15 protein-coding genes are annotated in these 18,882 nt (G+C 54.9%); 5 read left to right on the top strand and 10 right to left on the bottom strand.

Features of this window, described 5'->3' with window-relative positions; translation table 11 throughout:
* Positions 1-11 precede the first annotated feature (11 nt).
* From SD961_RS14730 to SD961_RS14715, 4 genes are all read right to left on the bottom strand, one after another.
* Positions 12-1,085 carry an AI-2E family transporter gene (locus SD961_RS14730; protein ID WP_318791094.1) on the bottom strand — a complete coding sequence of 358 codons (1,074 nt, stop codon included), beginning with the start codon at positions 1,083-1,085 and terminating at the stop codon, positions 12-14.
* A gap of 207 nt (positions 1,086-1,292) precedes the next feature.
* Positions 1,293-2,900 carry a sensor domain-containing diguanylate cyclase gene (locus SD961_RS14725; protein ID WP_318791093.1) on the bottom strand — a complete coding sequence of 536 codons (1,608 nt, stop codon included), beginning with the start codon at positions 2,898-2,900 and terminating at the stop codon, positions 1,293-1,295.
* A gap of 333 nt (positions 2,901-3,233) precedes the next feature.
* Entirely contained in the window at positions 3,234-3,839 is a 606-nt protein-coding gene (locus SD961_RS14720; protein ID WP_318791092.1) for a DsrE family protein, read from the bottom strand.
* Positions 3,840-3,897: 58 nt separating this feature from the next.
* A complete protein-coding gene (locus SD961_RS14715; RefSeq protein WP_318791091.1) occupies positions 3,898-4,503 on the bottom strand; it encodes a DsrE family protein in 606 nt (201 codons plus the stop codon).
* Positions 4,504-5,317: 814 nt separating this feature from the next.
* Between SD961_RS14715 and SD961_RS14710 the strand changes: the two genes are divergently transcribed.
* Positions 5,318-6,778: a M48 family metallopeptidase gene (locus SD961_RS14710; protein WP_318791090.1), complete on the top strand. Its 1,461-nt coding sequence runs from the start codon at positions 5,318-5,320 to the stop codon at positions 6,776-6,778.
* A gap of 13 nt (positions 6,779-6,791) precedes the next feature.
* The gene (gene arsC, locus SD961_RS14705; protein ID WP_318791089.1) at positions 6,792-7,145 is read left to right on the top strand and encodes an arsenate reductase (glutaredoxin); all 354 of its coding nucleotides are present in this window, start codon (positions 6,792-6,794) and stop codon (positions 7,143-7,145) included.
* Positions 7,146-7,149: 4 nt separating this feature from the next.
* Here arsC and hda read toward each other — a convergent pair whose 3' ends face one another.
* From hda to upp, 3 genes are all read right to left on the bottom strand, one after another.
* On the bottom strand, positions 7,150-7,851 hold the full coding sequence (hda, locus tag SD961_RS14700) for a DnaA inactivator Hda (protein WP_318791146.1): 702 nt from the start codon (positions 7,849-7,851) through the stop codon (positions 7,150-7,152).
* An 86-nt stretch (positions 7,852-7,937) separates the two neighbouring features.
* Positions 7,938-9,221, bottom strand: a complete 1,284-nt coding sequence (uraA, locus tag SD961_RS14695; RefSeq protein WP_318791088.1) for a uracil permease — start codon at positions 9,219-9,221, stop codon at positions 7,938-7,940.
* A 248-nt stretch (positions 9,222-9,469) separates the two neighbouring features.
* Positions 9,470-10,096 carry a uracil phosphoribosyltransferase gene (gene upp, locus SD961_RS14690; RefSeq protein WP_318791087.1) on the bottom strand — a complete coding sequence of 209 codons (627 nt, stop codon included), beginning with the start codon at positions 10,094-10,096 and terminating at the stop codon, positions 9,470-9,472.
* 243 nt (positions 10,097-10,339) lie between these two features.
* Here upp and purM point away from each other — a divergent pair, with 243 nt between their 5' ends.
* Both purM and purN read left to right on the top strand, forming a co-directional pair.
* Positions 10,340-11,380: a phosphoribosylformylglycinamidine cyclo-ligase gene (gene purM, locus SD961_RS14685; RefSeq protein ID WP_318791086.1), complete on the top strand. Its 1,041-nt coding sequence runs from the start codon at positions 10,340-10,342 to the stop codon at positions 11,378-11,380.
* The gene (gene purN / locus SD961_RS14680; protein WP_318791085.1) at positions 11,377-12,015 is read left to right on the top strand and encodes a phosphoribosylglycinamide formyltransferase; all 639 of its coding nucleotides are present in this window, start codon (positions 11,377-11,379) and stop codon (positions 12,013-12,015) included. The genes purM and purN overlap by 4 nt, the downstream gene beginning before the upstream one ends.
* 85 nt (positions 12,016-12,100) lie before the next feature.
* Here purN and pstB read toward each other — a convergent pair whose 3' ends face one another.
* Genes pstB through SD961_RS14665 form a run of 3 tightly spaced genes read right to left on the bottom strand, consistent with a single transcriptional unit; the run spans position 12,101 to position 16,665 of the window.
* Positions 12,101-12,874: a phosphate ABC transporter ATP-binding protein PstB gene (gene pstB / locus SD961_RS14675; protein WP_318791084.1), complete on the bottom strand. Its 774-nt coding sequence runs from the start codon at positions 12,872-12,874 to the stop codon at positions 12,101-12,103.
* Between the two features lie 9 nt (positions 12,875-12,883).
* Complete coding sequence (pstA, locus tag SD961_RS14670) at positions 12,884-14,530, bottom strand: phosphate ABC transporter permease PstA (protein WP_318791083.1); 1,647 nt, start codon at positions 14,528-14,530, stop codon at positions 12,884-12,886.
* Positions 14,527-16,665, bottom strand: coding sequence for an ABC transporter permease subunit (locus SD961_RS14665; RefSeq protein WP_318791082.1), 2,139 nt, complete (start codon positions 16,663-16,665; stop codon positions 14,527-14,529). Before SD961_RS14665 ends, pstA begins: the two co-directional genes overlap by 4 nt.
* Positions 16,666-16,821: 156 nt before the next feature.
* Here SD961_RS14665 and ppk1 point away from each other — a divergent pair, with 156 nt between their 5' ends.
* Positions 16,822-18,882 (top strand): polyphosphate kinase 1, encoded by a 2,061-nt coding sequence (gene ppk1, locus SD961_RS14660; RefSeq protein WP_318791080.1) that lies wholly within the window; start codon positions 16,822-16,824, stop codon positions 18,880-18,882.

Genomic DNA, 18,882 nt, shown 5'->3' with positions numbered 1-18,882 from the left:
CAAGCCTGGCGCTACTTAATCCTTTTATTATCCATGTGAAGTTCCTCCGGCCAGGCATGCACCACGGCCTTAATCAACGTCGCCAGCGGAATGGCAAAGAACACGCCCCAGAATCCCCACAGCCCGCCAAATATCACCACAGAGAGAATAATCACCAGCGGATGCAGGTTGACCGCTTCCGAAAACAGGACCGGCACCAGAATATTGCCATCCAGCCCCTGAATGATCAGATAAACAATAATCATCGTCCAGAAATCGCCCCCCAGTCCCCACTGCGCCAGCCCAACGCCTATCACCGGGAGGGTTACCGCCAGCGCGCCGACATAAGGAATAAGCACCGAAAAGCCGACCAGCACCGCCAGCAGCAGCGCGTAATTCATGCCGATCGCCAAAAAGCCGATCCAGGTGGCGATGCCCACCACCACCATCTCCAGCACTTTGCCACGAATGTAGTTGGAAACCTGCTGGTTCATCTCCAGCCAAACCTGCCCGGCCAGACCCCGATTGCGCGGCAACACGCGGCCGATAGCGGCCAGCATCTGCTCTTTATCTTTCAGCAGGAAGAACACCATCAGCGGCACCAGCACCAGATAGATAGCCAGCGTCATGATCCCTACCAGCGAGGCGAGCGAATATTTTACCAGCTGGTCGCCCATGCCGCTGAGGCGGCTGCGCAGGTTTTCCATCACGATATCTACAATGCCGACATCCATCAGCGTGGGAAATCGTTCAGGCAGGCGGGTAGCAAACTGGTAAAGTTTGTTGAGCATCGTGGGCATTTCATGCGCCAGATTGATCCCCTGCTGCCAGGCGACAGGCGCTACCACCAGCACTAATACCAGCAGCAGAGAGGCGAAAATAATCAGTACGATGGTGGTCGCCCAGGTGCGCGAACAGCCCAGACGTTCAAGCCGGACGGTAGGCCACTCCAGCAGATAGGCCACCACTAACGCAACCAGCAGCGGGGCCAGCAGGCCATTAAAGAAAAAGAGAATACAGAAGGCGGCGATCAGAATAGCCAGCAGCGCAATCGCCTGCGGGTCGCTGAAACGGCGGCGATACCACTGTATTAAGAGGTCCAGCATGAAAAACGTCCTTGCGTACTTAGGGGGGCACCAGTCTACCTGAAAGGATCAGGCGCTGTCGCGTGACGCGCTGGCGGATAGCCTGGGGTGCGGGCAGGAGAGGAGCCGGAACCTAACTTAAGTTCCGGCTCAAAATTAACCAGAATGTGTCAGCAACGCAGGTTCAAAAGAGAACCGGCAGAGGCCTTTTGAGTCAGGCCTGAAGGATTATCCGTTGTGGTGCTGAAGTTCACCCTCTTCAAGCGGTTCGGGCTGGCTGGTGACCACCCGGTTACGACCAGCATTTTTTGCCTGATAAAGCGCGTCATCGGCCTGTTTAAACACCTGCTCCATCGGCCGGTCATCGGCAGACCAGAACGCCACGCCTATAGAGATAGAGATGTGGCCCACTATCGGCAGCTCCAGCTCTTCAATCTTCTTACGCACGCGTTCGGCAATCGCAATGGCGATATCAGGGTCGGCACCCGGCATCACCATCAGGAACTCTTCGCCGCCGTTACGGCACACCACATCGGTCTGACGTGAGCTTTTGCCCAGCTGATCCGCCACGCTTTTGATCACGCTGTCGCCCACATCGTGTCCCCAGGTATCGTTAACCCGTTTAAAGTGGTCGATATCCAGCGCCAGCACGGCAAAAGGCTGACGGGTTGCAAGGAAATACTCCAGCACCGCATTGAGGCCACGGCGGTTAAGCAGCGCCGTCATCGGGTCAGTCTGCACCTCAAACTTCAGGCGGCCAATTTTATCCTGCAACAGACCGATACCCGCCAGCATGGCACGCTTGATTTGCAGGGCTTCATAATACCAGGAATGGATACCGTTTATCTCTTTAGAGACGCCGGGAGCATCCATCTGGCTGGCCTTACGCGCCAGCTGCCAGAGCGGTAACGCGATCAGGCGGGCGAGGATCCACGCGCAAATCAGCGTCAGCAGGGCAAAGGGCACGGAGTGTTGCAACACCTTAAACAGCAGGCTGTTAAGCGGTTCCAGCGTGGTCTGAGTCGGCTTCAGCGCCACAATCATCCAGCCAGGCGTCGGGACGCTGGCATAACCAGCCAGCATCGGCTCCCCGCTCTCTTTGGAGATCTGCTGATAACCGTTTCCGTTCTTCTGCTGCAGAGAACGGCTGATAAGCGGCGCTATTTTCTGCCCAATCAGCCTGCCATTCTGGTGATAGAGCACCCGGTTATCGTCATCCACCACGTACAGCGAGGAGCCGTCTCGGTAGAACTGCTCGCCCAGCAGCTCATTCAGAATGCTTTTTTTCTTCAGATATATCGTGCCGCCCACAAAGCCCAGATAGCTACCGGTCTTTGACCAAACGGGATAAGAGACAAACACCATCAAATTATTGGCAGCAGAAATACTCGGTTTACCAATCAGTGGCTTGCGCTCTGTCAGGGCCTGAGTAGTGGAGCTGGTGGTGAGGTGCATGCCTTTCAGCATCAGCGACTCCGGGGAGATCGCTTTTACCCAGCCGTTAGCATCCACAATTATTACAGAGTTGAAGCTGTTGGTCTGTTCGCGCAAACGGTCGACCTCACTCTGCAACGTCGTTTCGTCATCCATTCCCTCTGCCAGCACTTTCGCGCTGTAAGCCAACTGGGACTGAGCCAGCTGAAAAAACATCTCGGTGGTAGAAGCGAGTTTGGTGGCGTAGACGCGGTTTGATTCCAGCGTATTGGTAATCAGCACCTCGCGCTGTACGCGCCAGGTGGCGTAGAGCGAGTTGGCCAGTGTAATCACAATGCTGGCCACGGCTAATAATGTAATAAGCGTGCGCAAATCCGTCTTGGGGCGACTAAGCCTCAACATGGACTCACCTCGGTGAAGCGATTCATATGTAGCGCCTTATTATTTTATGTGCGCGTTTCGTTTAGTAACTGCGTGTTATGCCCTGGTGAAGCACACGCCGATTGTACACCTCTCGTTCATTTTGGGAATAATTCGACGGCTTTTGTGCCAATAAAAATTTGATTTAATCGATCAATCTGCCCTCAACACAGCAAGGCGCGGGGAGTTAAACTGCACATTGACGCACTGCCGGGTAATGACGCCCTGCTCTGGCGTCCAGCGATAAAGCTTAAACCCGGCAGATTCCGGGCGAAAATGCGCCAGACGCTGAGGATGCTCAGGCTTTTTTGCCGCTTACATCGGCATCAACGTATAACCTTTTTTCTCCAGGGTAGTAATAGTGGTCAGGTTAGAGAGCGCGTGGGTGACATTTTCATCCACCCAGTCAAACGCATAACGATGCCCGGCAACGGCCTGATCGCAAACGGAAACCACAACGCCCGCCTGACGAAGTCTGGCAATCAGCGGCAGATTGGGATTATCCACCCCAAACTCTTCGCGATAACGTTGGTTATTCAGTACCACCGGCGTGGCGGAGCCAGCTATGGCGACGACAAATTTCAGGCTCTCCAGCGGAACGCCGGAAGCCACATAAAGATTGACCGTGCGGGCCACTTTCTCCAGTTCGGCATTCACCGTTTTTTTCGGCTCGTGCCCATCCTGAACCTGGAAAACCACGTTGTACTGCTCGCCGCTTTGCGGGCGAAACGCACTGTCAGGTCGGTTATGGATTTTGCCATACCCTTTGATGGCTGGCGTCTGCCAGAATCCTTCAGGCTGGGTGGTATTGTCTGCATTCAGGCTGGATAATTTATCGATGATAACGGGGGCTTTGATAGCCGCCACGGTAGCAAGCGAGGCGATAACCGCAACAGCGGCGACATTGAGGGTCTGACGCATCAGCGCATTCTCCGGTTCTGGCGGGCCAGAGGCCCGCGTAATAACAGGGACAACAGAATTACATCGCGAGGAAGGCGTAGCCCTGATTTTCCAGGGTTGAAACCGTGGTCGGGCTGGAGAGCGCGTGCGTCACAGATTTATCAATCCAGTCATGCTGAAAATGGTGGAAGGCCACCGACTGATCGCAGACCGAGACATCCACTCCTTTCGCCCGCAGCTGACTAATCAGCTTCAGGTTTGGATTGTCCATACCAAACAATTTTTTATACTGTTCGTTATTCAGCATTGCCGGCGTACCGTCGCCCGTCACGGAAACCACAAATTTCAGTTGATCGGCAGGGACGCCGGAAGCGACATAGAGATTCACCACGCGCGCAACCCGCTCAAGACCGAGATTAGGATCGTTCGGCCCATTTTCTGCTTTGGTGATCTGAAAAACGATTTTATTGCTGGCGCCCGCGGCAGGTTTATAAGCGACATCTGACTCGTAATGAATTTTACCATATCCGTCGATAGCGGGAGTCGTCCAGAAACCTTCAGGGTCGCTGGCTTTATTGCCAAAACGCTCACTCAGTTTATCGACAATATCGGGGGCTTTAGAAAAACTGGCACCAACAAAACCGGCTACCACGGCAATTAATAAATAAGATACTACTGGACGCATAGAATGCTCTCCGCAACAGGGCAACGAGTCAGATGGCTCAAAATAGGTTACAAGCTGTCGCGGACTTCGGCGACCAGAGGATCTATACCATAGCCCGGAGGTGATGTTTCCCCTGCGAAAAGACAAGTCTCCATAAGTGCTTTCGGGATGAAATCATTGCACTTTTTTAATATGCAGTATTATTTTAATATCAGCAGAAGAACGGGATAAAATTCAGATCCGGTTAATATTAATATGATGACTTTAAAAAAGCATCGCGTAATAGTGAAATTTTCCAGGATATTAACACCAAAGATTTTTACCCTTAGAATTGGCAGACCCGTTTTATATTATAAATCGGGACTATTGCGGCGTGTGTGATTAAGGATTTATATCAATTAGATTAATAAGCAGGGTAAGCGCAGAGGGCTTTGCTCAGCCTCTTTTTCGGAGTAAACCTAATCAAAATACATGCCACCTTCAATTTAATTGAATAAATTTACCTAACTTTAATTAAAAAGGCTGTGTCAGGGCACAAAGCAACGGGCACAAAACAGGGGATGGCGCAGGGAATACCCTTTTTTCAGCGCTTCGTTAAGGTTCTTCCAGCCGTTAAGAAAAAACCGCTAATTTTGTGGCGGGTAAAGGACATTCAATTTTTTGCGGCATATTCTCCGGTTTTGCAGAAACTGACTCAGTATTCCCCCTGAACAGCGTTTCCTTCCCTGTAACTTGTGATTAAGATACCCTGCGAAAAGAGTTGTTCAGCAGGTGCAGACAGAACATTTTGTTTGCCCGTGGGTCAAAACAGGACGTCATCAGAATGGGATTCAGCATGATTAACCGATTGAAGAAATGTGCGCTGGCCTCGCTCATTGTTACGCTGACCACCGCTTCCCTGCCGCTCAGGGCGGACCTCAGCGATAACCTGCCCGATATTGGCACTACCGCAGGGAACACGCTTTCTATCAATCAGGAGCTGGCAATGGGCGACTTTTATGTCCGCCAGCTGCGGGCCAGCGCTCCGCTGATCAATGACCCTCTGCTGAATGATTACATTAATCAGCTCGGGCAGCGGCTGGTAACGCATGCCTGGTCGGTGAAAACTCCCTTCCACTTCTATCTGATAAGTAATGATGAGATCAACGCCTTCGCCTTTTTTGGTGGCAACGTGGTGCTGCACTCTGCCCTGTTTCGCTATACCGATAATGAGAGCCAGCTCGCCTCGGTTATGGCCCATGAAATCTCACACGTAACCCAACGTCACCTTGCGCGCGCGATGGAAGAGCAGCAGCGTAACGCCCCCTTAACCTGGGTGGGCGCGCTCGGCTCTATTTTACTGGCGATGGCTAACCCTCAGGCGGGTATGGCGGCGTTGAGCGGAACGCTGGCAGGCACTCAGCAGGGCATCATCAGCTTTACCCAGCAGAATGAACAGGAAGCAGACCGCATCGGCATTCAGGTGCTTCAGCGCGCAGGTTTCGACCCTGAGGCGATGCCCAACTTTCTGCAAAAGCTGGCCGATCAGTCGCGCTTCTCTTCAAAACCGCCAGAAATTTTGTTGACGCACCCGCTGCCAGACAGCCGTCTGTCGGATGCGCGCAACCGCGCCAATCAGATGAAGCCTGTGGTGGTACAGTCATCTCAGGACTACTACATGGCGAAAGTGCGGGCGCTGGGGATGTATGCCACCGGACAGAATCAGCTGACCGATGACATTCTGGCTACGCTGAGCAAAGGCAATACCCGCGAACAGGCGGCGGCGCAGTATGGAAAAGCGGTACAGTTTCTGCAGGCTAAAAGCTTTGCCAATGCGAAAAAGATTGTGGCGCCGATGCTGGCTAAAGAGCCTTCAAACGCCTGGTATCTCGATATCATGACCGACATCGACATCGGGCTTAAACAGCCGCAGCAGGCTGTCGCCATGCTGCTGGCGGCAAAAGGGGCGAGCAGCAGCCCGGTGGTGCAGCTGAACCTTGCTAATGCTTATGTGGAAGCGAAGCAGCCCGCCAGCGCCAGCAAAATTCTCTATCGTTACACCTGGGCGCATAAAGAGGACCCTAACGGCTGGGATCTGCTGGCCCAGGCCAGTGCAGATCAGGGGCTGAGCGATGAAGAGCAGGCGGCCCGTGCGGAAAGTCTGGCCCTCAACGGTCAGCTTGATCAGGCGATCAGAAGCCTGAGCAGCGCCAGCTCCGCCGTGCCGTTAGGCAGCCTGAAGCAGGCCCGTTACGATGCACGCATCGATCAGTTCCGCCAGCTACAGGAACGTTTCCGCAAATATCAGAAATCATAATTGGGTAGAAAACATGTCTGAAGTGCAGATTTATCATAATCCCCGCTGTGCCAAAAGTCGGGAAACGCTGTCGCTGCTCCAGGAAAAGGGCGTTGAGCCACAGATTATTCTTTATCTGGCATCTTCCCCGGATGTGGCAACGCTGCAGACGCTGGTGGCGATGCTCGGCTTCAGCTCGGCACGGGAGCTGATGAGGAAGAAAGAGGAGATTTATAAAACGCTGGCGCTCGGAGATCAAACGTTGAGCGAGGCGCAGCTGCTGCAGGCGATGGCGGAAAATCCAATACTGATTGAGCGGCCGATTGTGATCAATAAGGGTAAAGCGCGTTTAGGCCGCCCGCCTAAGCAGGTTCTGACGATCCTGTAAAAAGTCAGAGACCCAGCGCCTCCTTCACAAACGGAATGGTCAGCTTACGCTGGGCACTGATAGAGGCGCGATCCAGTTTATCCAGCGTCACAAACAGCGTACGCATCTCACGATCCAACCTTTTCAGCAGAAAACGGCCCACATCTTCCGGTAGCTCAAATCCACGTAATCTGGCCCGCAGCTGCAGCGCCTGCAGCTTGTCTTCATCAGATAACGGCTGAAGCCGGTATATCTGTCCCCAGTCGAGACGGGAAGCGAGATCGGCTAACTTAAGGTTCAGTTGTCGCGGAGGACGATCGGCCGTGATCAGTAAACGAGTTCTGCCCGTTTCGAGAATACGGTTATAGAGGTCGAAAATCGCCATTTCCCAGGGTTCATCCCCGGCAATACATTCGATATTGTCGATGCAGATCAGCGGCAGCTGCTCCATTCCGTCCAGCACTTCCGGCACGAACCAGGTACGCTTATCCAGCGGAACATAGCCCACGGCTTCGCCACGGGCGGAAAGCTCTGCACAGGCTGCATGCAGTAAATGGCTGCGACCGCTCCCTTCACGCGACCAGAAATAGAAGTAGCTGCCATGCTCCTGCTGCAACGCGCTTTGCAGTGCGGCGATCAGCGAGGGATTCTCTCCCGGCCAGAAACTGGCAAAGGTTTCATCATCGGGCAGATAGAGTGGCAAAGAGAGCTGTGCCGGTGTGTTCAGAAGCACCTCAGTAGTGATCGGGCAAAATCCGGCTGGAGTTTATCACAAGTTTCTTCCGTTAATAAACGCAGGCCGGATCTGCCGCTTTATGGACGATCCCGATCTTCAGGATCAAGCACCACTTCTTCCGGACGCACCAGGCTGATGAGCTTAAAGATCAGGCTCAGCAGAACGCCGACAATGGTCGCCAGCGCCATCCCTTTCAGCTCGGCCGCACCAATATGTACGGTAGCGCCGCTGACGCCAATAATCAGGATCACCGAGGTGAGGATCAGGTTCTGCGCCTTGTTATAATCCACTTTTGACTCGATCAACACGCGGATACCGGAAGCGCCAATCACACCGTACAGCAGCAGCGACACGCCGCCCATTACCGGCACCGGAATAGCCTGAATGGCTGCCGCCAGCTTACCCACGCAGGAGAGCAGGATGGCGAGGATAGCCGCACCGCCAATCACCCAGGTACTGTAGACGCGGGTAATTGCCATCACCCCGATGTTTTCGCCGTAGGTGGTATTAGGCGTGGAGCCGAAGAAGCCGGAGAACACGGTTGAGATGCCATTAGCAAACATCGAACGGTGCAGGCCAGGATCTTTCAGCAGATCTTTTTTCACGATGTTGGCGGTGACCACCAGATGCCCGATGTGCTCCGCAATCACCACCAGCGCTGCCGGCAGAATAGTCAGCATTGCCACCCATTCGAAACGGGGTTTATAGAAGGTTGGCAGCGCAAACCAGGGTGCAGCCTCTACCGCAGACCAGTTCACAATGCCCATTGCCGAAGAGAGCGCATAGCCCACCAGCACGCCGATCAGAATCGGGATAATCGCCATAAAGCCGCGGAACAGTACGGAACCAAATACCGTAACAGCAAGGGTGACCATCGAAATAATGATGGTTCTGCTCTCTACGGCAGCGCCGTTAGCAGGCAGCAGCCCCGCCATGTTTGCCGCCACGCCCGCCAGCTCCAGGCCAATCACCGCTACAATTGCGCCCATCGCGGCAGGAGGGAACATTACGTCCAGCCAGCCCGTTCCCGCCTTTTTAACAATCAGCGCCACCAGGCAGAACAGCACGCCACAAAGAATAAATCCGCCCAGCGCCACTTCATAGCCCAGCGGGAGCAGCAGTAATACTGGCGAGATAAAGGCAAAACTGGAACCGAGATAGGCGGGAATTTTTCCCTTACAGATAAAGAGGTAGAGCAGCGTGCCCAGCCCGTTAAACAGCAACACCGTGGCCGGGTTGATGTGAAACAGAATCGGCACCAGTACCGTGGCGCCAAACATGGCGAACAGATGCTGGAAGCTGAGCGGAATAGTTTGCAGCAGCGGCGGACGCTCGCTGACGCCAATTGCACGACGAGTCATAGTTTACCCTTAGTTTACCCCAATAAAAAGCCGACTCTGCGGTCGGCTTGATACTTAATAATTCATCTGTAACCCGTTAAGGCAGATCAGATGTTTCAGCCCAGCCGTTATCGTCGAAGTAAGTTTGGACCCAGCCCGCGCACAGGAACTGCAGCGTACACAAAGTACGTGAGGATTATTCGCGTTGCTCACCCTGTGGCCCCTCTTGCAGAGGTTCAAAATGGCAAGTAAGCCAGGCTGGATCATTCTCATTTGGTTCCGAAGATCTTATCGCCTGCGTCGCCCAGACCGGGGATGATATACCCCTTCTCATTCAGTCCCTGATCAACTGACGCGGTGTAAAGCTCAACGTCCGGGTGCGCTTTTTCCAGCGCGGCAATCCCTTCCGGTGCGGCGACCAGCACCAGCACTTTGATGCTGGTGCAGCCCGCCTTCTTCAGCAGGTCGATAGTGGCGATCATTGAGCCGCCGGTAGCCAGCATCGGATCAACCACCAGCGCCATACGCTCTTCAATGTTTGACACCAGCTTCTGGAAGTAGGGCACCGGCTCCAGCGTCTCTTCATCACGGTAAACGCCCACTACGCTGATGCGGGCGCTGGGAACGTGCTCCAGCACGCCTTCCATCATGCCAAGCCCGGCACGCAGGATCGGCACCACGGTAATTTTCTTGCCTTTGATCTGCTCAATCTCTACCGGACCGTTCCAGCCTTCAATGGTCACCGTTTCGGTTGCCAGGTCGGAGGTGGCTTCATAAGTCAGCAGACTTCCCACTTCTGAGGCGAGTTCACGAAAACGCTTGGTGCTTACGTCATGTTCACGCATCAGGCCCAGTTTATGTTTGACCAGCGGGTGTTTGACTTCCACGATCTTCATTGTTGTACTCCCGGAGTGTTAAGCTGCAAAAAAAAATCGCGAGATTATAGCGCCATTTACGCCTGACGCCATATGACTTAGTGCAACTTCTGTTAATTCCTCCTCTCCCCCCTAAAGAATTGGCTAAAATTCAGTTATCCGCAACGCGTCATAAGATGGCACTCGCAAACGTTTGCCTGCGCTGTTAGAATTGCCGCGCTTTATTTTCCATACCACCAACCGCAAACCGCGTGGGGATCCGCAGTGACCGACAAAACCTCTCTCAGCTATAAAGACGCCGGCGTAGACATCGACGCGGGTAATGCTTTAGTCGATCGTATTAAAGGCGTAGTGAAAAAGACTCGTCGCCCGGAAGTAATGGGTGGACTGGGCGGTTTCGGTGCCCTTTGTGCGCTGCCGCAAAAATACCGCGAGCCGGTTCTGGTTTCCGGCACTGACGGCGTTGGCACCAAGCTGCGTCTGGCGATGGACCTTAAACGCCACGATACCATCGGTATCGACCTGGTCGCGATGTGCGTGAACGATTTGGTGGTACAGGGCGCCGAGCCGCTGTTCTTCCTGGATTATTATGCCACCGGCAAACTGGATGTGGAGACCGCAGCCAGCGTGATCACCGGCATCGCTGAAGGCTGTTCACAGTCTGGCTGTGCGCTGGTAGGTGGCGAAACGGCTGAAATGCCGGGCATGTATCATGGCGAAGATTATGACGTCGCAGGCTTCTGCGTTGGCGTAGTAGAAAAGTCAGAAATCATCGACGGCAGCAAGGTGCAGGATGGCGACGTGCTGATTGCGCTGGGTTCCAGCGGCCCGCACTCTAACGGTTATTCGCTGGTGCGTAAAATTCTGGAAGTCAGTAAAACCGACCCGGAAGCGACTCAGCTGGAAGGCAAAACGCTGGCTGACCACCTGCTGGAGCCAACCCGTATCTATGTTAAAAACCTGCTGAGCCTGATTGAACAGGTAGAGGTGCATGCCATCTGTCACCTGACCGGCGGCGGCTTCTGGGAAAATATCCCTCGCGTCCTGCCAGACAACACCCAGGCGGTGATCGAAGAGTCAAGCTGGCAGTGGCCTGCGGTATTTGGCTGGATGCAGGAAGCGGGCAACGTCAGCCGTCACGAGATGTATCGCACCTTTAACTGTGGCGTGGGCATGCTGATCGCCCTCAGTGCAGAGGAAGCGGACAAAGCGGTTCAGCTGATGACCGACGCGGGCGAAAAAGCCTGGAAAATTGGCGTGATCAAAGCGTCTGATTCTGATGAGCGTGTGGTCATTAACGCATGAAACGGCTGGTGGTGTTGATTTCCGGGCAGGGAAGCAACCTTCAGGCAATCCTGAATGCGTGTGAGCAGGGCCAGATCCACGGCAGCGTCGCTGCCGTGTTCAGCAATAAATCAGAGGCGTTTGGCCTGACGCGAGCGCGTGAAGCGGGCGTGCCTGCCCATGCGCTGGCCGCTTCCCAGTTTGCGGACCGCGAGGCGTTCGACAACCAGCTGATGCTGGAGATTGATGCTTATGCGCCCGATCTGGTGGTGCTGGCTGGTTATATGCGTATTCTCAGCCCGGCTTTCGTGCAGCACTATGCCGGACGCATGCTTAACATCCACCCTTCCCTGCTGCCGAAATATCCCGGCCTGCACACCCATCGCCAGGCTATGGAAAATGGCGATGAAGAGCACGGCACCTCGGTGCATTTTGTGACCGAGCAGCTGGATGGCGGCCCGGTGATCCTGCAGGCAAAAGTTCCGGTCTTTGCGGAAGACAGCGAAGAGGATGTGACCGCGCGCGTGCAGCATCAGGAGCACGCTATCTACCCGCTGGTAGTAAGCTGGTTTGTGGATGGCAGAGTGGAGATGCGGGACAACGCGGCCTGGCTGGATGGCGAAAAGCTGCCTGAAGAGGGGCACGCCTTCGACTGACCGCTGAGGCCGATCCGCCGATTATGATCAAACCAACACCCGGTGAACTTCATCGGGTGTTTTGTTTTATGCGGCTGGCGTTTTATCAGCCGTAGCGCCCGGTAATGTAATCTTCGGTACGGCGCTGGCGCGGCGTAGTAAAGAGTTCGTCCGTCTCGCCAAACTCCACCACGCTGCCCTGATGCATAAAGGCAGTGAAATCGGATACCCGCGCCGCCTGCTGCATATTATGGGTGACAAGGATCAGCGTGAAGTGCTGCTTAAGCGTGCTCATCAGTTCCTCTATCACCAGCGTGGAGATGGGGTCCAGCGCCGACGTTGGTTCATCCAGCAGCAAAATTTCAGGTTCGATCGCAATAGCTCGCGCAATCACCAGCCGCTGCTGCTGCCCGCTGGAGAGCGTCAGGGCGTTCTGCCAGAGATTATCTTTCACTTCGGCCCATAACGCCGCAGCGCGTAAGGCCCGCTCTACCGCCTCATCCAGTACCCGCCGGTCGCGCACGCCCTGCAATCGCAGGCCATAGACCACGTTTTCGTAAATAGTTTTCGGAAACGGATTCGGACGCTGAAACACCATCCCCACCCTTCTGCGTAGCGCGGCCAGATCCTGAGTTGCAGACATAATCGACTGCTGATGCAGACGAATATCCCCTTCCGTCCGGCAGCCATCAATCAGCTCGTTCATCCGGTTCAGGCTGCGTAATAACGTCGACTTACCGCAGCCTGAAGGGCCAATCAGTGCGGTAATCCGGTTTTCTGGGAAGCGCTGCGAGATGCTTTTTAACGCCTGCTTTTCGCCATACCACAGGGAAAAATTCTCCAGCTCCAGCGTGCACGCCAGCTCTTCAGGGATCGCCATATTTCTCACTCAGTTCATTAATGCGCGATAACGTTCACGCAGACGATGGCGCAACGCCATCGCCAGCACATTCAGCGCCAGAATAATTGTCACCAGCAGCAGCGCGGTAGCGAATACCAGCGGCCTGTCTGCCTGCGCGTTAGGGCTCTGAAACGCCAGGTCATAAATTTGAAAGCCAAGATGCATAAATTTGCGGTCAAGGTGCAGATAGGGAAAGACCGCATCCACAGGCAGCTCGGGCACCATCTTCACCACGCCCACCAGCATCAGCGGCGCCGTTTCCCCCGCTGCACGCGCCACCGCCAGGATAAGCCCGGTCAGCATCGCCGGAACCGCCAGCGGCAGCGTGACGTGCCACAACGTTTCCGCCTGCGTGGCCCCCAGCGCCAGCGAACCCTGGCGTAAGGAGTTGGGAATGCGCGACAGCCCCTCTTCGGTCGCCACAATCACCACCGGCAGTGTCAGTAGTGCTAACGTCAGTGAGGCCCACAGCAGGCCGGGCGTACCGAACGTCGGGTTGGGCAGAGCATCCGCGAAAAAGAGCCTGTCCAGGCTTCCGCCTGCCAGCCAGACAAAGAAGCCCAGGCCAAAGACGCCATACACAATAGAGGGCACGCCAGCCAGATTCACTACGGCAATCCGTACCAGCCGGGTCATCAGCCCGTTTCCGGCATACTCATGCAGCCAGATAGCCGCAACGACGCCTAGCGGCATGACCACCACGGACATCAGCAGCACCATCAGCACCGTGCCAAATATAGCCGGAAAAACACCGCCCTCGCCCACGCTTTCACCCGATGTGCCGCTGATGAAGTGCCATATCTGCCAGGCAAAGTGCAGCCCCTTCTCGCCATAGCTCATCGCGTTGGGGTACCAGGCCGATAAAATCTGATTAAGAGGAATAAAGTGTTGCTGGCCCTGCGCATCGCGCAGGATCAGGACCGTACTGCTGCTTTCGCTGGTGAGATCGTTAAGCTGCCGCGCTTTCAGCGCGAACTGACGCTGCAGCTCTGTGCTGTCCGCCTGATGGATCGACTGCGCCTGGGCAGTGTACTGATTTTCCTGCTGGAGCCGGTGCTGACGCTGCGCCAGCTGATTCAGTTCATTATTAAGCCTGGCCATGCTGATACGGCGGATCTTCTCCGCCTGCGACAGATGCTGCTGAGACTGTTTGATGCGCAGCTGCAGGGCGCGCATCATATTGCGGGCGACCAGCGGCTGCCCGTTCTCCAGCAGCCCGTCAAACCAGCCATACGCCATTCCGCCCGATCGCCGCTGAAGCGCAATCACCCCGGTTGGCTGTTCCTGAGCCACAATCTGATAACTCAGCAGGCTCTGGAAATCGGTGGCGGCAAAATCGCGATTTCCGGTTTTGATCAGGTAGCGCGTCAGTTCTTGCGGTAAACCTGCCGGCAGCACCCGGCCACTGGCCTGAAGCTGTTGGCGGGATACCCTCTCTTTTTGAACAATTTCGCCCAGCATCTGTGAGGTGCCGACGGTTTGCTGCACAGTATAGAGCGTCACTGTCTGAGGCCAGAAATAGCGAAAGCCCTGCCAGGCCAGCAGCGCAATCAGCAAAACAAAGGCCAGCAGGCTCACCGCGACCGCCCCGCCCGTTAACCAGCGCCAGCGGTGGTTGTTTGTCACGGCGCTCATGGCTGCCCCTCCTGTTGCCCATATTGCTGACGCAGCCGCTGACGAATAAGCTCTGCCAGGGTATTCACAATCAGCGTAAAGATCAGCAGCACCAGGGCGCTTAAGAACAGGATGCGGTAATGTGCGCTGCCTGCGGCCGCTTCCGGCATCTCAATGGCTACGTTGGCAGCCAGAGTGCGTACCCCCTGCAACACGCCGCCTTCCGTCACCGGCGTGTTTCCTGTTGCCATCAGCACGATCATTGTTTCTCCCAGCGCCCGGCCAAAGCCGATCATCAACGCGGCAAAAATGCCGGATGAAGCTCCCGGAACCACCACGCGGATCAGGGTTTGCCACGGCGTGGCACCCAGCGCCAGCGACCCCTGTCCCAGCGAGGCAGGCACGCTGAAGATAGCATCTTCCGCCAGCGTGAAAATCAGCGGCACCAGCGCAAAGCCCATAGCGACGCCTGCAATCAATAAATTGCGCTGCTGGTAGTTCTGGCTGAAGCGTTCCGCCAGGCCATTTTCAAACAGCTGCTGCTCAAGCAAAGGGATCAGCCACAGGCAGAGTACGCCCGTCAGCATCATCAGCGGTAACAGGACCCAGATTTCCCGGCCTTCCCTGCAAAGACGGCGACGCCATGCGGGCGATAATCGCTGTGATCCCCAGCTGCAGAGCAGCAGAACGCCAGCCAGCAGCAGCGGTAGCAGCAGCACGCCCAGCAATCTGTCAGCCAGCTGGGGAGCCAGCCACAGCCCGGCAATCAGACCGATCACCACGCTGGGTAAAGCCCCCATCATCTCTATTGCCGGTTTGACCCAGCGCCGGAGGCCAGGCGCCATAAACCACGCGGTGTACATCGCCGCCGCCAGCGCCAGCGGCGTGGCAAACAGCATCGCCAGACCTGCGGCTTTCAGGGTACCCACTACCATGGGCACAAGACTGTATTTGCCCTGATATTCATCGTTAGCAGAGGTGGATTGCCAGACATAATCCGCAGTAGGATAGTGCTCATACCAGACTTTCTGCCAGAGGTTCCGCCAGCTGATATCTGGCCAGGGATTGGTAAGCCGGTAGTGTCTCCAGACGCCTTTATGCTCCAGCAGCAAACCATCGCCGCGTGGGGCAAAGGTAGCGAGTCCGGCCCCGCCGTGAAGCTGAGTGGATAAGATGGCGCCCTGCTGTTTGCTGGCATAGAGCCTGAGTGCACCAGCCGGGCTTAGCGTGGCAAAGACGCGGCGATGTGCTTCAGTCATCAGCACATTCTCCTCTTCAGCCCTGGCAAACTGGCGGATGTACTGCAACTGCGGCCCGGATTCGCCGGCGATATCGAACCACTGTGAGATGCCACGGTTATCTGCTATCAGCAGTGAGCTTCCTCCGCTCATCAGGGCAATGCGCGCGGGCACGCTATTCAGCGTATGCGTATCGCGCAGCTCCAGGCCTTGCGGCGTTATTTTCCAGACGCGTAAAATGGTGCCTGAAACGGTGAATAAGCGTTGCCCATCGGGCGAAAGCAGCAGTTGCGTCACGCCAGGCGTGTTTACCGTAAAGATCTCAGCTGCGGTATTAATCTGGTATTTGATCAGGGTGATCTGCTGTGCGCTGGCCTGAGCCACCAGCCAGCTCTGCTCGTCCGGCTGGGCCAGCGTGATGAGGGTGGCATCAGGATCGCTGCCTGCCAGCGGTTTGTCGCCTAAGGGAAATCGCCAGAGCGGTTCGTTGGTCACCGTGCTGAACTGAGGCTGCACCAGCACCAGCCCGCTTTCACTCTGTAATAAAATGCTGTGATCATCAGGGGTAGAGACAGCTGAAACAGTGCCACGGCTCAGAGGATAAGGTGCGGAGGCGGCCTGACTGCTCAGAGGAATAAAAAAGCCCTGCCCTTGCTTATCAATACGCCAGCCCCACCGCTGCCCCGCATCCATTCCCATTGCCACAGAAGGTGGAGAAGGCGGCAGCGCAATCTGCTGTTCGTCGCTCAGTGAGGGCGCGGCAAACAGCGGCACAACGACCCACAGCAGCCAGACGAAGAGTAAAAACATCACCAACAGAATAGCCAGCCCACAAATCCTTACGACGCGGCGAGTCAGCCGGTCGATAAACCGACGGCGGCGGCCGTTGAACTGGGCAGGAATAGGGGTCGAACTCATGCGTTAAGGGCTTTCCAGTGCGCGTAGAAGTCGCTATGTTGCCCTTATAAGATTAATAAGACAATCAACAATGTCCGTTGGACTTTGCTGCCATACTCTCGCCATAATGAAAGCAGACAATGGCCGATCAAAACAGGATCTGCAGACGGAGTAAAAATGGGTCAGGAAAAGCTGTATATAGAAAAAGAGTTGAGTTGGTTATCCTTTAACGAACGCGTGCTTCAGGAAGCGGCGGATAAGACCAATCCCCTCATTGAGCGTATGCGTTTTCTGGGTATCTATTCCAATAACCTTGAAGAGTTCTATAAGGTTCGCTTTGCCGACCTGAAACGCCGCATTTTGATTGGCGAAGAGCAAGGTTCTCCCTCTACCCCGCGCCATCTGTTAAAAAAAATTCAGGCCCGCGTTCTGAAAGCGGATCAGGAATTTGACAGCCTTTATAACGATCTGTTGCTGGAGATGGCGCGCAACCAGATCTTCCTGATCAATGAACGCCAGCTCTCGCCCAATCAGCAAAGCTGGTTGCGCCACTACTTTAAACACCATCTGCGTCAGCACATTACGCCCATTCTGGTGAATCACGATACCGATCTGATCGAATTTCTCAAGGATGATTACACCTACCTGGCAGTAGAAATTATCCGCGGCGAGGAGATCAGCTATGCCCTGCTGGAGATTCCCTCCGACAAGGTGCCCCGCTTTGTGAATCTGCCGCCGGAGACGCCTCGCCGCCGCAAACCAATGATTTTGCTGGATAACATCCTGCGCTACTGTCTCGGCGATATTTTCCGCGGTTTCTTCGACTACGATGCGCTCAATGCCTATTCGATGAAAATGACGCGCGATGCGGAATATGACCTGGTCACCGAGATGGAGTCCAGCCTGCTGGAATTAATGTCCTCCAGCCTCAAGCAGCGTTTAACCGCTGAGCCGGTGCGTTTTGTTTATCAACGCGATATGCCGGATACGATGGTGGAGATGCTGAGCAAAAAGCTGAACATCACCAACTACGACTCTATCGTGCCGGGCGGTCGTTATCATAACTTTAAAGATTTCATCACTTTCCCAAACGTTGGCAAAGCAAACCTGGTGAACAAGCCGCTGCCTCAGCTGCGACACATCTGGTTTGACCGCTTCCGGAACGGCTTCGACGCCATCCGTAACCGCGATGTACTGCTTTACTATCCCTACCACACTTTCGAGCATGTGCTGGAGCTGCTGCGCCAGGCTTCCTTTGACCCTGCCGTGCTGGCTATCAAAATCAATATTTACCGGGTAGCCAAGAACTCACGCATTATTGATGCGATGATCCACGCGGCTTACAACGGCAAGAAGGTTACCGTGGTGGTGGAGCTTCAGGCGCGCTTTGATGAAGAAGCCAATATTCACTGGGCGAAGCGGCTGACGGAAGCGGGTGTGCACGTAATTTTCTCTGCTCCTGGCCTGAAAATTCACGCCAAACTGTTTTTGATCTCCCGCCGTGAAAACGGTGAGATAGCCCGCTATGCGCATATTGGCACCGGCAATTTCAACGAAAAAACGGCCCGCATCTATACCGATTATTCGCTGTTAACCGCTGATGCACGGATCACCAACGAGGTACGCCGGGTGTTTAACTTTATTGAAAACCCCTATCGCCCGGTGACGTTTGAACATCTGATGGTCTCGCCGCAGAACTCCCGGCAGATGCTCTACCAGCTGATTGACAACGAAATTGCCAATGCCCAGCAAGGGACGCCAGCGGGCATTACGCTCAAGGTGAATAACCTGGTAGATAAAGGCCTGGTGGACCGGCTTTATACCGCTTCCAGCGTCGGCGTGAAGGTGAACCTGCTGATCCGCGGCATGTGCTCGTTGATACCAAATCTGGAAGGCATTAGCGAAAACATACGCGTGATCAGTATTGTGGATCGCTATCTGGAGCACGATCGCGTCTACATTTTTGATAACGGCGGGGATAAAAAAGTCTATCTCTCCTCCGCTGACTGGATGACCCGCAATATCGATTACCGTATTGAAGTCGCCGTCGCCATTCTTGACCCTATTCTGAAACAGCGTGTGCTGGATATTATTGGCATACTGTTGAGTGATACGCTTAAGGCGCGCTTCGTAGATAAAGAACTCAGTAACCGGTATGTTCCACGCGGCAATCGCCGTAAGGTACGCGCCCAGCTTGCTATCTACGATTACATTAAATCTCTGGAACAACCTGACTAA

Source organism: Erwinia sp. MMLR14_017 (assembly GCF_033657285.1).
Lineage (GTDB): Bacteria > Pseudomonadota > Gammaproteobacteria > Enterobacterales > Enterobacteriaceae > Erwinia.
This window is presented reverse-complemented; position numbering and strand designations above follow the sequence as displayed.